The sequence below is a fragment of the Beijerinckia mobilis genome, from assembly GCF_000745425.1.
In the GTDB taxonomy this organism is placed as follows: Bacteria; Pseudomonadota; Alphaproteobacteria; order Rhizobiales; family Beijerinckiaceae; genus Beijerinckia; species Beijerinckia mobilis.
Genome location: NZ_JQJH01000002.1, coordinates 227,806 through 241,645, shown reverse-complemented (window position 1 = coordinate 241,645; position 13,840 = coordinate 227,806). Strand labels below are relative to the sequence as shown.

The window sequence follows — 13,840 nt, the reverse complement described above, 5'->3', positions numbered from 1 at the left end:
ATCTGTGCAGGAATAATTGTCCTATTGACCGGATAGGAAAATATCCTTCTATATTTCATAAACAGGTCGGATTTTTCCAATCATTGATCATTCTCTCCGCCTGTCATTGCGGACATGTTTATTCTTCGCGTCAGCACATGACGGCAAAAAGCACACAATACGCAACGCCTGCCGATTTGGAATCGAGTTCTTTTAAAGGACATCCCCGTTGATCTCTCTTCCCGAGCCCGATTCCGGCTTTTCCGCTCCGGCGGTTTCCTCTTCCAATCAAAAGCCCATTTACGTCATTCTCGGCATGCACCGGAGCGGCACTTCTCTATGTTCCAGCATTATGAGTGCGCTCGGCGTGGATATGGCCGATGAAAAGGGCGAGGGTACAGGCAACGAACTGGGGCATTGGGAGAGATGGGATATTGTCGCCCTTCAGGACGAAATCCTCAGCTTTTTCAATCGTGCCTATTACGCCCGGACCCATGATTTTCCGTTGCCGCCCGCCTGGTGGGCGGATCCGGCCCTGCAACCGATCATCGGCCGGCTGGAACAACTGATTGCAGAAAAAATCCGGCATACAGATGCTTTCGGGTTCAAGGATCCCCGTACCGCGAAACTTATGCCGGTGTGGAAACGCATTTTCACCCGGCTGAACCTGAAACCGAAATTCGTCTTCTGCATACGCAATCCGGCGCAGATCGCCGCCTCTCTCAAAGCCAGGGATGGCCTCGATCCGAGCGTCGGCGAATACAGATGCCTCGATTACATCGTCGAAAGTTTCCGTTATTCAGTGGACCAGGATGTTCTCATCCTCGATTATGATGAATGGTTCGAAGATCCCGCCGCCACCTCTCAACGGCTACAAACCTTTCTGGGACTCGGCAAATCGCTTTCGGATCATGATCGAATCCTCGCCGTCAACCATCTCATCCATGATGAGATGAACCGGCAGGGGCGTGTGGCACCCAGAGCACGACAGCCACTGGTACGCAGCGCCTATGAATTGTTGAGGCAGGCAAGGACCGATGCGACGGCCCACGAAAAATTCCGCAATTTTGCCGACCAATTTGTGAGCTTCCGGCAATTGCTTGCCCCGTTCGAACTGCAACTGACCTCGCTGCAAAGCGCTCACGACAATATCCAGGCACAGATCCACGCCGCTCAGACGGCCAATAACGAGCTGACCGGACAAAATCATGCGCTGCAACAGGCAGTTCAGGAACAGACGAGCGCCCGGGAGGGTGCTGATGCCGCACGTAACGCGGCCGAACACATAACGTCCGTCGTTGCCGGAGAGCGCGATGAACTCAAAGCCGCCCTTGATCAGAAAAACCAGGCGCAATTGGAGTTGCAACAGACCTTTACGCAAAGGATAGCGGAACAGGATGCAGCAGTCGCCGCACGCCTGGAAGAGATCGGTACTCTTCGATCAACAATCGCTTCCAACGATTCGGTAATTCTCGATCTACAGAATCAGCTGCAGCAGGAAAGAACGAAGCGGGAGGAAACCGAAGCGGCGCTGATCGCAGCACGGGAGCAGGTTGAACGGCGCAGAATGTTTCTGGTGCCACTCCGCGTGTGGAAAATACGAAACTGAAAGCAGTATAGCGGGAGGAATACGGAAAAAGGCGGCTTCAATCACGCCAATCCACAGAGTGAATGGCTATTTCATTTGCCTGTAAACATAGGGTGTTTCATCCTTCCCCTCGTCCCGGAAGCGCGCCACGGCGACGACTTTTTCATGGTCCGGCGCATTGACGCAGACCGGATCCGCCCGTGATGCATCGCCGGTCAATGCCAGAGCCTGACAACGGCATCCGCCAAAGTCGATTTCTTTCCGGTCACATGACCGGCAGGGTTCGGGCATCCAGTCGGTTCCGCGAAATGCATTGAAGGCCGGCGAATTGAACCAGATATCGGCGAGCGAGGCGTCGCGCACCGTCAGGAAGGTGAGGCCCGGAATCGTTTCCGCAGCGTGGCAGGGCAAGACCTTACCCGATGGCGTGACATTCAGGGTCCGCCGCGCCCATCCCCCCATGCAAGCCTTAGGATAACGCGCGTGATAGTCGGGAATGACATGATCGATGACGATCGTGCCCGCATAATGTTTGCGCAGCGCCTCGACTTCGGCAATGGCGGCTTCCGCCTCAGCCTTGCCGGGCATCAGCGCCTCACGGTTGACGAGACCCCAGCCGTAATATTGCGTATGCGCGATCTCGACGCGGCGGGCGCCGAGCGCGACCGCCAGTTCGACCATGCGGCCGGCGCGGATGATATTGGCGTGATGAATGACGGCATTGACGGTCAGCGGCAGCCCCGCCTCGATCACCCAGGCGGCAACGGCCTGCTTGCGCGCGAAAGCGCCCTCATAACCGGCGATGCGATCAGCCGATGCGGCTTCGGCATCCTGAATCGACAATTGCACATGATCGAGCCCAGCCTCGCTCAGCGCATTCAGCCGCTCGCGGGTGAGGCCAATGCCGGAGGTGATCAGATTGGTGTAGAGGCCAAGGCTCGCGCAATGGACCACGAGCTCAACGAGATCGCGTCGCGCGAGCGGTTCGCCGCCGGAGAGATGCACCTGCAAAACGCCAAGCGCCGCCGCTTCGGAGAACACGCGCTTCCAGACCGCGGTGTCGAGTTCATCCGCGACCTTTTCGAGATCGAGCGGGTTTGAACAATAGGGGCAGGCCAAGGGACAACGATGCGTCAGCTCGGCTAGGAGACCAAGCGGGGCGCCGATCTTTGTCGACGATTGCGGCGCGTGATCTGTAACGGGTTTGTTCATAGATCCAGCATGCGTTTGGCGGCGAGTTCATTCAGAAGCGCACGAACATCGCGTTCGATGAGCGCCGGATCGGCGGAGAATTGCTCGGCCAGCGCCTGCACGATTTCGCTGACATTCGCCTTACCGTCACAGCGTTTCAGGATTTCGATCGCACTCGGATTGGGCTTGACGACACGTTCGGGAGCAAGCAGCAGCCATTCATCCCGTGTCTCATCATGTTTGAGACGCACGCCACGCGGCATACGCGGAATGGTCGTCGGCTCAATCTTCGTTTCGACACCCATGAATGATACGCTTTCGCTAGAGCATTTTCCGATAGCGTTGAAACGCTTGGCAATACCATTACCCTGAAAATGCTCGATTTTTTAAGTGGAGTATTTCCAGATATATCCGGAATACTCTCGATGCCGCCCCTCAAAGCCTGCGCCAACACGCTGGAGAGAAATCCATTGTGGCCCACGCGGATCAGGGCGCTGCCCTTCAAGGTTTGAGCGCAATCGGTGATTTACAATCCCGCTCGAAAAAGATTGCGCGGGCCGGAGAGACGCAGCGTACTCGCCTCTCCCTCCGCAGGCCGTTTACCTTAGGCAGCCTGGACCTTGCCTGAGGGTGGTGTCGCATAGCCTATTCCCTGTCCCGGCACCCAGGCACCGGGCGGAATGGCGCCATCGACATAGGCACTCCACAAAGCATCGAGCTGCGCCCAGAGCACCGAACATTTGAATTCAAGCGCCGCACAGACGAGGTCCTGCTCCGCGCGTGTTTTCGCATGTTTCTTGACGTAATCGAGCGCGAAATCGCTGTCGCGCTTGGCTTGCACCGGACGTTGCGAGAAATAGGCGAGCGTCTCGCTGCTCACGAAATCATAATGGGCGAGCATGCCGGCGACACGTTCGGAGATGATGGTCGGCGAAAACAGCTCGGTCAGCGACGAGGCGACGGCCTCGAGCAGGCTGCGGGTCCGGCAGAATTCCACATAGGCCTCAACCGCGAAGCGGGTCGCCGGAAGAATCCCGCGCGTCGACTGCACGTAGTCGCGGGGAAAACCAAGACTGTCGGTCAGTTTCAGCCAGCGTTCGATGCCGCCATCCCCCGGATGCAGACCGTCATGATCCTCGATGCGCTTGCGCCATTGGCGGCGATCCTCGGCATCCTGCATCCGGGTCAGGACCGTCGCATCCTTGATCGGGATCATTGCCTGATAATAATAGCGGTTGAGCGCCCAGGCCTGGATCTCCGGATAGGTACATTCACCGGAATGCAGCCGCTTATGGAAGCGATGCAGATTGTGATAGCGCTCAGCGCCGATCTGGCGCAGCCGCGCCTCGAATTCCTCGCCGGACAGAAGCAGTTCGTCAGCGCCCATTATGCGACAACCTCCATACCGTCGTAAGCGATTTCCCAACCGGCCTTTTCGGCGATCGCCCGTTGGGGCGAGTCGCTGATCAGAACCGGATTCGTATTATTGATGTGGATATAGATACGGCGTGGAATGCCGCAATCGGCGAGGCCAGCGAGCGAGCCTTTTTCCCCGCCCATCGCCACATGGCCCATGCGCCAGGCAGTCTTCTGCGAGAGGCCGAGTTCGACCATTTCGGAATCGGTGAAGGTGGTTCCGTCGAAGAAGAGCAGATCAGCGCCTTTGATGCGTTCAAGGAGCGCAGGGGTTATTTCGGCGCAGCCGGGAATATAGAAAAAGCGCCGCGCCGGCCCGGCAATCTCGAGACCCAATGTGCTTTCCGAGAGCCCGCCGATTTCGACCGTTTCGCCTTCCAGATAAAGCGGCACTTTCCCCGGCACGGCAAAAGCCGTCACCGTGAAGCCGAGGCCAGTATCACAAGGCTGATCGAGAGCGATGGTCTGCGTCTTGACAAGTGCCCGGTTGAGGACACCGAAGACGCTACCGGGCGGGATCTGGGCGAGGGTCGCCCCCGTACCATAGACCGTAAATGCCTGCTGCTCACGCATAGTGAGGAGGCCGGCGATATGATCAATATCGCCATTGGTCAGAAACACGCCAGCGATTGGCGAGTGACGCTTCCCTTCGCGCGGATGTAAGGCGCGATTGGAGATAATCTGCTGCCGCAGATCCGGCGACGCATTGAGTAGCAGCCAGTGCTCGCCATCGGCGCTGACCGCCAGACTTGACTGGGTGCGGGCCGTGACACGCGCGTCACCAGCCCATACCAGACTGCACACGGGGCATCGGCAGTTCCATTGCGGAAAGCCGCCGCCGGCCGCCGATCCGAGAACAAGAACCCGCATAGGCGACCAGCCCCGATTATCCAATCAGATTTCGGCCGGAGCGTAGCTCGTAACTTCCATACCGATGCAAACTTCAGTCACGGCGGGGGTGGTCCAGGTCATGTGATCCTCCTACAAAGACTCTTTTTGTCGAGTTATCGAGAGTCGCCGTTTCCCGCTTCATCACGAGCCAGGCAACTTTTCTTTCTCTAACATGGCGGCAAACAGCACGCCATTCCTTTTCTCCGCTTTACCGGGAATTGCCGATAAAGTGATGAACCTCATAGGTTTGACCTTCAAACGCGCAAGCGCGCCCTTGTTTCCCCAATGAGGTCATTCTTATGCGAGGCGCGGCCCCATAAGAGACCACAATGAAAGACCGGGAACTTGAAAAGCCCGGAATGCTGTCATGCCGTCACGGCTGCATGAAAGTCGCGAATGCGCGGCACAACCTCGCGGCGGAAGCGCGAGCCGTTGAAGACGCCGTAATGACCGACTTTCTCCTGCATATAATAATCTTTCAGACGGGATGGAACGTTAGCGCAAAGATCGAGCGCGGCCTCCGTCTGTCCAAGCCCGGAAATATCGTCGCGTTCACCTTCAACGGCGAGGAGAGCGACGCGGTGGATCGCGCGCAGATCGACCTTCTCACCGCGATGACGCATTTCGCCGAGCGGCAGCGCATGTTTGACAAAGACCGCATCCACAGTCTGAAGGTAGAATTCGGCGGAGAGGTCCATCACAGCGAGATATTCGTCATAGAATTCGCGGTGCTTCTCGGCGGAATCACCGTCGCCGGCGACAAGATGCTCGAACATGTCCAGATGCGCCGTCACATGTTTGTCGATATTCATTGCCATAAAACCGGCGAGCTGCAAGAAGCCCGGATAGACGCTGCGGCCGAACCCCGGATAGCTGTAGGGCACCGTATGGATGCAATGCTCGCGAAACCATGGCAAGCCGCGCTCCTGGGCCAGGAGATTGACGGCGGTCGGGCTGCGCCGCGTGTCGATCGGACCACCCATCAGCGTCATCGAGGCCGGCACTGCCGGATCTCCCATGGCTTCCATCCGTGCGACGGCGACGATCAGCGGCACCGCCGGCTGGCAGACGCCGATCGTATGCAATGGCACTTTGGGCGCGCCATCCGCCCCATCTCCATTCAGCAGACGGCAGATCGCGATCAGATAATCGACGTAATCGTCGAAACCAAAGGCGCCTTGATCTTTGGGAACGAGCCGCGCATCCGTCCAATCGGTGATATAAACATCGTAATCCGACAGAAAGGCCGCGACGGTGCCACGCAGAAGCGTCGCGTGATGGCCGGACATGGGCGCGACGATCAACAATTTCGGCTGCCGGCCAAGCACGGCGGCACATTCGGGCGCCGCGGCGGCGTCACGCTGAAAATGCAGAAGCTTGCAGAAGGGACCCGACCAGACGACTTCCTCGAGCACCGGGACTGTGATGCCGCCAACATGCGCGGAATCGAGGCCAAAAACCGGCTTTTCATAATGCCGGGTCAGACGCTCGAAAATCTCGGCCGAGGCAGCCAGATTACGCCCCACGCGCGTATAGGAAATGGGATTGGCCGGATGCTTCAGCCATTGGCGCGTGGCATCGGTGACGATACGCGCAGGCGTCAAGGCCAGATGCGTGATTTCATGCATGTCATAGGAATACGGCCGCATTCGTTCTCCCCTTCGGATCTGCTTCTCCGACGACACAACGACCTGCCAAGCGGCCGCAATTTTCGCCAGGGCGACCCTGTTGCATTTTCCGTGGCGTGATTTATGCTTAGCGACTAGCCACATTATCGATTCGCCAGCATGAATTCCCGGAAGCGCAGATATCCCCGTTTGCGCTTCACAATGTCGCATACCTGTTCTATTCCCCATTCGGAAACAGGGCGTTTATAATACCTGTTTCGATATGGGATTTCTACCATTACGAAGCGACTATTGCCACGGTCACGTTTTTTTGACATCCTGCTTTTCTGGCAGCAGGGATCGCCCAGAGCAAAATCTACCGACAATACAGTCCTCTGACGGCAGATTCTTTTGAGGGCACAGTGCAGGCGATATTCCGTCTCCGAACAGCTTCCGGCCTCGATCACCTCAGCCTTCCTGTCCTCTTTGCGCCCACCTGCTCCCACAGCTTCCCTTGGGCGATGTCTGACGATTGACCTCCAGCGGCGCTTTATTCGCTCACTATTCAAGCTGATAGAGACGAATTATACCGGCCTCGTTGATCCGGACCCACCGTGATCACATGGCTTGGTAGAACGCGATCTTTTCATGCCCTCTTTGCCCGAAGTCGATCTCAGCCGCTATTCACGCCGCTTGCGCGTCGACACGCTCATCAAATTGCGCTGGCTCGCCTTGTTCGGCCAAACGGCAGCGGTGCTCATCGTCTATTACGGCTTCGGATTCAACCTGCCGTTTCTTGCCTGTCTTGTCGCCATTGGCGCCTCGGCCTGCCTCAATATTGGCCTACGTATCCGATTCGCGCGCACGCACAGGCTCGACGACCTCTCCGCCTCGCTCACCTTCGCTTATGATATTCTTCAGCTCACCGCCCTGCTGTTTCTGACCGGCGGCCTGCAAAATCCCTTTTCCATGCTGGTCTTCGCCCCGGTGGTGATTGCCGCTGTCTCGCTCTCGGGCCGCACGACTTTGGTGCTGACCCTTTTGATGATCACGGCGACCACGCTGCTCATCTTTTTTCACTATCCGCTGCCCTGGTACGCCAGCGAAAAAATCAACCTGCCGCTGCTTTACCGTTTCGGCATCTGGATCGCGATCGCGCTGGGCGCAAGTTTCATGGCGATTTATGCCTCACGCGTCGCGGAGGAAGCACGCAAACTCGCCGATGCCCTTGCCGCAACCGAACTCGTGCTCGCCCGCGAACAGCATCTGACCCAGCTCGACGGACTCGCCGCCGCCGCCGCACATGAACTCGGCACCCCGCTCGCCACCATTACCCTGGTGACGCGCGATCTCCAGAAGGCTGCACAAAATCTCGATCAAGAAAATCTGCTCCCGCAGGAAGATATTGCACTGCTCGCCCAGGAAGTCGCCCGCTGTCGCACCATTCTCGGCAAGCTGACTTCACTCGGCGAGGATAGCGGCGATATTCTGCAGCGTATGTCCGTCACGCTATTGCTTGAAGAAGTCGTCGAGCCGCAGCGTGACTTCGACATTCAGCTCGAGGTCGAGGCGCAGGGCGAAGGCCGTGAACCCTCCTGTCGCCGCAATGCAGGTATCCTTTACGGCCTCGGCAATCTCGTTGAAAATGCGATCGATTTCGCCAGGACCAAGGTGAGCATCAAGGCCAACTGGAGCCAGACCAGCGTCCGCATCACCATCGAGGATGACGGACCGGGTTTCGCGCCGCATGTTCTCGGCCATCTCGGCGAGCCCTATGTAACGACCAGGGCCAACCGGCGCGCCAAGATTGAGGAAGGATCAGGCCTCGGCCTTGGCCTCTTCATCGCCAAAACGCTTCTGGAACGCTCGGGCGCGAGCGTGACCACCGCCAACAGGCCTGCACCCGAATCAGGCGCCTCCATCAGCATCACCTGGAACCGGACCGTGTTCGAACAGGAGTCCGCCTCTCTCTCCCGTCTCTCCGGCACTCAAAACCCGTAGCGGCAGAGGAACAGGATGCCGGGATTTCTATTCTCAAGCAGACGCGAAGGATGTACAAAACGCACGCAAAATGATTAGAATAGCTTCAGCAAAGGCATAGCCATTGAGCAAAGTCGTCCTGAAACGCGCGCCAAACGGATTCCTCGCCGCTCCCGCCGTCCTGCCGAATGACGCAACTCGATGAAACCCTTTGCGACAGCAACCCTTGCGCCCAACCTTTGCGCAACAGACTCAAAGACGGGCCTAACGGGATAACCCACCGAAGCAACCAACAGCGCATGACCGCCACCGAGCATGGCGGAATTTGATGCCATCTTCTCTCGGTTTCGCTCGGCATGCCGGCCGGAACACGATCCAGGGTGAAGACCCATGACCTCTGCCGAAAATCTGCACCATGAATTGCCTGAAGGCCAGCCGCTCCCCGATCCGCTCGATGAACTCGGCCCCGATCGCAGCCTGCTCCTCGTCGATGACGACAAGCCCTTTCTCACACGCCTCATCCGCACCATGGAACTGCGCGGCTTCACCGTCACCGCAGCCTCTTCCGTCGCCGAAGGACTGGCGGCGATCGCCGCCCATGCTCCCGCCTTCGCCGTCATCGACATGCGGCTCGGCGACGGCAACGGGCTCGACGTCATTTCAGAACTGAAAGCACGGCGGCCCGACGCGCGGGGAATCATCCTGACGGGTTACGGGAATATCGTCACCGCCGTCACCGCCGTGAAGCTCGGCGCCTTCGACTATCTGGCAAAGCCCGCCGATGCCGATGAAATTTATTCGGCGCTGATCGCGACGCGGCATGACAAGGCTGAAGTCCCGGAAAATCCGATGTCCGCCGATCGCGTGCGCTGGGAACATATTCAGCGCATTTATGAATTATGTGGCCGCAACGTCTCGGAAACGGCGCGGCGGCTCAACATGCACCGGCGCACCTTGCAGCGCATTCTCGCCAAGCGCGCGCCGCGCTGAAGGTCGAACGCACCCGGCGCGGAGCGCATGAGCAACCGGCCAAGAGGCGGTCTTTCTGAAATACCGCTTCTTGAGCCGCGCGGAAAATTGACTTTGCCGCCCGTCTCCTTCTATATGCGGGCGATTTTCCGCTGCCGCCGCCTGCTTCACGCCTGACGGCCAGCGACTTCCCATTATCATTACGATCGAGGCCGGAGTTCCGCGCGCCGATTGGCATTTCCGCCACCGCTTCCGGAAATCGGCCGGGAAGGCATTGCGGTATCAGCCGGCGGCTCTCCAGCCTTTCAAGAGGCAAACAGGAGTTTATCGTGAAGCGTACTTATCAACCGAGCAAGCTCGTGCGCAAACGCCGTCATGGCTTCCGCGCCCGTATGGAGACGGTCGGCGGCCGCAAGGTCCTCGCGGCGCGACGCGCGCGTGGCCGCAAGCGCCTGTCGGCTTGAACGAGTAAGCTTGAGCGAGCCCCGCCGACAGGCAGCCTGGCTTTTCGCTTCCCGAGACGATCGCGATTCGCCGCATTCGAGCTTTTCTCCCTTGCGCGACAAGAATCCTCCCTCCGAACCACCACACGTCGCACGGCTTCGCAAGCGGCGTGATTTTTTGCGCGCCGCGAAGGGAAGAAAATTTCATTGCGGCGCTCTCACCCTTCTGGCCGCTTCACGCTGCCCGTCCCCCTCGCCGGACGCCATCCCCATCAAAGACCAAACTCCCGGAGATCAGCCCGAGGGACTTGGCTTGGAGGCTTTTGGCTTGCAGGATCACGGTTCAGAAAGTCGTGTCCGGCTAAACCTCTCCATCAGCGCAGCCGGCGCTGTGACGGAGCGGCAAAGCGCATCGATGCTAGATGATGCATCGGACGGCCCATGCATCGATGCAAAGGCCGAAGCTCCGCCTTTGGCCCGCGTCGGCTTCACCGTCACCAAGAAGACGATCGGCCATGCGGTGAGACGCAACCGGACACGCCGGCGTTTGAAGGAGGCACTGCGGACGCTCGGGGATCTTCCGGTAAAGCCCGATCATGATTATGTGGTCATCGCACGCCCCATGGTCCTCGATATGCCGTTCGGTGATCTTCAGGCCACGCTTCGGCAGGCGCTGGTAAAGGTCCATGAGCCGAAAAAATCGCGCCAGCCGGAGAGAAAAAATTCGGCTGCCGCGCCGCAGAAAGCTGACTCACCGACGGACATGACCGATGCCAGTGCATCAAGGCGGCCGCAACGCCGAGGCCAGAAAAACGATGCCACAACAAAGGGCATGAAAGGAAACGGCGGCTCCGCAGCCGGTGCCCTTGACATCAAGGACGCCATCAGGGACGCCGAAACCCGCAATTTCAGAGCTTCGCTCGGTGATTCCGATCCATGAGGGATGCTCTGTCGCTGTCCGTCAGCTTCGGATTGTTCCGAACGCTCGCTATAAAAATGAAAACATTTCCGGTGCCTCGACTTTTATGAGGTAACCCGGTCGAAATTGCTCTCCCCATGGCATCAAACCAAAGCGGGTTCTCCCTCTTCCGTTTGATTGCCGCAGGCAACCAGCCATAGGCAAAACTTCAAAAGGCCGCTCAACCCCATGAAGCAGGACAGTCGAAATCTTTATCTGGCGATCGGCCTGTCGCTCCTCGTCCTCATCGGCTGGAACTATTTCTTCGCCGGTCCGCAGATTGAAAAGTCCCGCCAGCAACAGCAGCAGCAAGCGCTGGAACAGCAGATGGCCGCGTCCAAGGGCAATAATGCTGGGACCGATTCCTCCGGCCTGAAGGCTCCTTCACAGGGTGGTAACGGCGCCGGCGCGCCGCAGGCAATCATGACCCGGGCCGAGGCCATCGCCGCCTCGCCGCGCATCAAGCTCGATACGCCGGCTTTGTTTGGCACCATCAATCTGAAGGGCGCGCGCATTGATGACGTGTCGCTCAAGGGCTATCGCGAGACCGTCGCCAAGGACAGCCCGCACATCATCCTTTTGTCCCCCAATGGCAGTCCGGAACCCTATTATGCCGAGAGCGGCTATGTCGCTCCTGCCGAATCAGGCCTCACCCTGCCGAAATCCGATACGCTCTGGACCGCCGATCGCGACCTGCTGACGGCGGAGGCGCCGGTAACACTGAGCTGGGATAACGGCCAGGGGCTCGTCTTCCACCGCACCATTGCGGTCGATGACCATTTCATGTTCACCATCAGCGACAAGGTCGAGAACAAGACCGACAAGCCGGTGACGCTCTACCCCTATTCGCTGGTTTCACGGCATGGCCGCCCGGCGACTTCCGGCTTCGCCGTCCTGCATGAGGGCATGGTCGGCGTCATCGGCGACAACGGCCTGCAGGAAATCACCTACGACAAGATTCTCAAGGAAGAGAACGCCACCAAGAGCTTTAACGGAACCGGCGGCTGGCTCGGCTTCACTGATAAATATTGGGCCGCCGTCGTGGTGCCTGACCAGGCGGTGCGATTCGAGGGACGCTTTTCCGAACGCGGCAGCGTGAGCCAGCTCTTCCAGGCGGATGCGCTTGGACCGGCGGAAATCATTGCGCCCGGCGGCACGGGCAACGGCATGAGCCGTCTCTTCGCTGGCGCCAAGGAAGTCCAGACGCTGGACAATTACCGCGACGAACTCGGCATCAAGAAATTCGATTTGCTGATCGACTGGGGCTATTTCTATTTCATCACCCGGCCGATGTTCTGGGTGTTGCATACGATCTATCAGGTCGTCGGCAATTTCGGTGTCGCCATTCTCTGCATCACCGTCCTCGTCAAGGCCCTGTTCTTCCCGCTCGCCAACCGCTCCTATCTCTCGATGGCCAAAATGAAGGCCGTCCAGCCGCAGATGGTGGCCTTGCGGGAACGCTATCCCGACGACAAGGTGAAGCAGCAGCAGGAGCTGATGGAGCTCTACAAGCGGGAGAAGATCAATCCGGTCGCCGGATGTCTGCCGATGCTGATCCAGATTCCGGTCTTCTTCGCGCTCTATAAAGTGCTGTTCGTCACGATCGAGATGCGCCAGGCACCTTTCTTCGGCTGGATCCACGACCTTTCGGCACCCGATCCGACCAATATCTTCAACCTGTTCGGGCTCATCCCCTTCGATCCGACGCATCTGCCGCTCATCGGCCATTTCCTGGCGATCGGCATCTGGCCGCTCATCATGGGCTTCTCTATGTTCCTTCAGATGAAGATGAACCCTGAGCCCACAGATCCGGTGCAGAAACAGATGTTTGCCTGGATGCCAGTGATCTTCACCTTCATGCTTGGCACGTTCCCCTCCGGTCTCGTCATCTACTGGACCTGGAACAACACGCTTTCCGTCCTGCAGCAGACCCTCATCATGAAACGCGCCGGCGTGAAGGTCGAATTGTGGGACAATCTCGCGAATATGTTCCGCAAGAAGGCGACGACGTGATCGCGACGCAAGCAAAGGAAACAGCAGAGGCGGCGGGCACCGAGGACTACCTCGAAGCCGGCCGCAAATTATTCGCGCAGGAATGCGCCTTCTTCTGGGGCGCAGCCGCAAAGGGCCAATTACCGCCGATGCGGGCGCCGGAGATCGCTTTCGCGGGACGCTCCAACGTCGGCAAAAGCTCGCTCCTCAATGCGCTGACCGGCCGCAAGACGCTCGCACGGACATCGCATACGCCGGGACGCACCCGCGAGCTCAATTTCTTCGCGCTCGGGCCACAAGGGTCCGGCCAGGATGTTGAAACGCCGCGGCTGATTCTCGTCGATATGCCTGGCTATGGCTATGCTGCCGCCTCCAAGGAGAAGATCGCGGCCTGGACCGCGCTTTGCCGCGATTTCCTGCGCGGCCGCGTACCCTTGAAGCGCGTCTATGTTCTGATCGATGGAAGGCACGGGCTGAAGCCGATCGACACCGAAACGCTCGACATGCTCGATCAGACGGCCATGTCGTATCAGATTGTTCTGACCAAGCGCGACGAAGTCAAAATAGCCGATCAGGCGGCGCGCATCGCCGCCGTCGAGGCGGCGCTCGCCAAACGGCCAGCGGCTTTTCCGCAGGTGATCTTCACTTCCTCGCAAACGGGAGAGGGTATCGCCGATCTGCGCGCCGCCATCGCCCGATTGCTGGCCGAACAAGGCGGCTCATCGGCGCAGGAAATCAGCTGACGCAGGCAATCCACAATAAATCCTTCATGATCGGCGCTTAACCCTTTGGGGACTCTGACGAGAAAACCACGAGGCCAAAGGGC

12 protein-coding genes and 1 pseudogene are annotated in these 13,840 nt (G+C 58.7%); 7 read left to right on the top strand and 6 right to left on the bottom strand.

Annotated features, from left to right (window positions below; genetic code table 11):
• Positions 1–208: 208 nt before the first annotated feature.
• Entirely contained in the window at positions 209–1,588 is a 1,380-nt protein-coding gene (locus DL88_RS03320; RefSeq protein ID WP_034991606.1) for a sulfotransferase family protein, read from the top strand.
• A gap of 66 nt (positions 1,589–1,654) precedes the next feature.
• Here DL88_RS03320 and pqqE read toward each other — a convergent pair whose 3' ends face one another.
• The 6 genes and pseudogenes from pqqE to DL88_RS03295 all read right to left on the bottom strand — a co-directional run bounded on the left by pqqE (position 1,655) and on the right by DL88_RS03295 (position 6,714).
• Positions 1,655–2,779, bottom strand: coding sequence for a pyrroloquinoline quinone biosynthesis protein PqqE (pqqE, locus tag DL88_RS03315; RefSeq protein WP_034991601.1), 1,125 nt, complete (start codon positions 2,777–2,779; stop codon positions 1,655–1,657).
• Positions 2,776–3,063: a pyrroloquinoline quinone biosynthesis peptide chaperone PqqD gene (gene pqqD, locus DL88_RS03310; RefSeq protein WP_034991597.1), complete on the bottom strand. Its 288-nt coding sequence runs from the start codon at positions 3,061–3,063 to the stop codon at positions 2,776–2,778. The genes pqqE and pqqD overlap by 4 nt, the downstream gene beginning before the upstream one ends.
• A 341-nt stretch (positions 3,064–3,404) precedes the next feature.
• Positions 3,405–4,145: pseudogene (gene pqqC / locus DL88_RS03305) on the bottom strand (pyrroloquinoline-quinone synthase PqqC); the annotation flags it as partial.
• Positions 4,145–5,044 carry a pyrroloquinoline quinone biosynthesis protein PqqB gene (pqqB, locus tag DL88_RS03300; protein ID WP_034991595.1) on the bottom strand — a complete coding sequence of 300 codons (900 nt, stop codon included), beginning with the start codon at positions 5,042–5,044 and terminating at the stop codon, positions 4,145–4,147. The pseudogene pqqC and the gene pqqB, both read right to left, overlap by 1 nt.
• 24 nt (positions 5,045–5,068) lie before the next feature.
• On the bottom strand, positions 5,069–5,146 hold the full coding sequence (pqqA, locus tag DL88_RS21045) for a pyrroloquinoline quinone precursor peptide PqqA (RefSeq protein WP_084704909.1): 78 nt from the start codon (positions 5,144–5,146) through the stop codon (positions 5,069–5,071).
• Between the two features lie 284 nt (positions 5,147–5,430).
• The gene (locus DL88_RS03295) at positions 5,431–6,714 is read right to left on the bottom strand and encodes a polyhydroxyalkanoate depolymerase (protein WP_034991593.1); all 1,284 of its coding nucleotides are present in this window, start codon (positions 6,712–6,714) and stop codon (positions 5,431–5,433) included.
• Between the two features lie 606 nt (positions 6,715–7,320).
• Between DL88_RS03295 and DL88_RS03290 the strand changes: the two genes are divergently transcribed.
• From DL88_RS03290 to yihA, 6 genes are all read left to right on the top strand, one after another.
• Positions 7,321–8,673, top strand: a complete 1,353-nt coding sequence (locus tag DL88_RS03290; protein WP_034992201.1) for an ActS/PrrB/RegB family redox-sensitive histidine kinase — start codon at positions 7,321–7,323, stop codon at positions 8,671–8,673.
• Positions 8,674–9,042: 369 nt separating this feature from the next.
• A complete protein-coding gene (locus DL88_RS03285; protein ID WP_084704861.1) occupies positions 9,043–9,642 on the top strand; it encodes an ActR/PrrA/RegA family redox response regulator transcription factor in 600 nt (199 codons plus the stop codon).
• 308 nt (positions 9,643–9,950) lie between these two features.
• Entirely contained in the window at positions 9,951–10,085 is a 135-nt protein-coding gene (gene rpmH, locus DL88_RS03280) for a 50S ribosomal protein L34 (RefSeq protein ID WP_034991591.1), read from the top strand.
• A gap of 10 nt (positions 10,086–10,095) precedes the next feature.
• Positions 10,096–11,004, top strand: coding sequence for a ribonuclease P protein component (gene rnpA / locus DL88_RS19190; protein ID WP_051955535.1), 909 nt, complete (start codon positions 10,096–10,098; stop codon positions 11,002–11,004).
• A 207-nt stretch (positions 11,005–11,211) separates the two neighbouring features.
• The gene (gene yidC / locus DL88_RS03270; RefSeq protein ID WP_034991588.1) at positions 11,212–13,035 is read left to right on the top strand and encodes a membrane protein insertase YidC; all 1,824 of its coding nucleotides are present in this window, start codon (positions 11,212–11,214) and stop codon (positions 13,033–13,035) included.
• Entirely contained in the window at positions 13,032–13,757 is a 726-nt protein-coding gene (yihA, locus tag DL88_RS03265; protein ID WP_245270597.1) for a ribosome biogenesis GTP-binding protein YihA/YsxC, read from the top strand. The genes yidC and yihA overlap by 4 nt, the downstream gene beginning before the upstream one ends.
• The last annotated feature ends 83 nt before the right edge of the window (positions 13,758–13,840 follow it).

Coding starts and splice junctions, on each gene's coding strand:
- pqqB (WP_034991595.1), bottom strand. CDS start 5,044: ATGCGGGTTCTTGTTCTCGGATCGGCGGCCGGCGGCGGCTTTCCGCAA.
- DL88_RS03285 (WP_084704861.1), top strand. CDS start 9,043: ATGACCTCTGCCGAAAATCTGCACCATGAATTGCCTGAAGGCCAGCCG.
- pqqA (WP_084704909.1), bottom strand. CDS start 5,146: ATGACCTGGACCACCCCCGCCGTGACTGAAGTTTGCATCGGTATGGAA.
- yidC (WP_034991588.1), top strand. CDS start 11,212: ATGAAGCAGGACAGTCGAAATCTTTATCTGGCGATCGGCCTGTCGCTC.
- DL88_RS03290 (WP_034992201.1), top strand. CDS start 7,321: ATGCCCTCTTTGCCCGAAGTCGATCTCAGCCGCTATTCACGCCGCTTG.
- pqqD (WP_034991597.1), bottom strand. CDS start 3,063: ATGGGTGTCGAAACGAAGATTGAGCCGACGACCATTCCGCGTATGCCG.
- DL88_RS03295 (WP_034991593.1), bottom strand. CDS start 6,714: ATGCGGCCGTATTCCTATGACATGCATGAAATCACGCATCTGGCCTTG.
- pqqE (WP_034991601.1), bottom strand. CDS start 2,779: ATGAACAAACCCGTTACAGATCACGCGCCGCAATCGTCGACAAAGATC.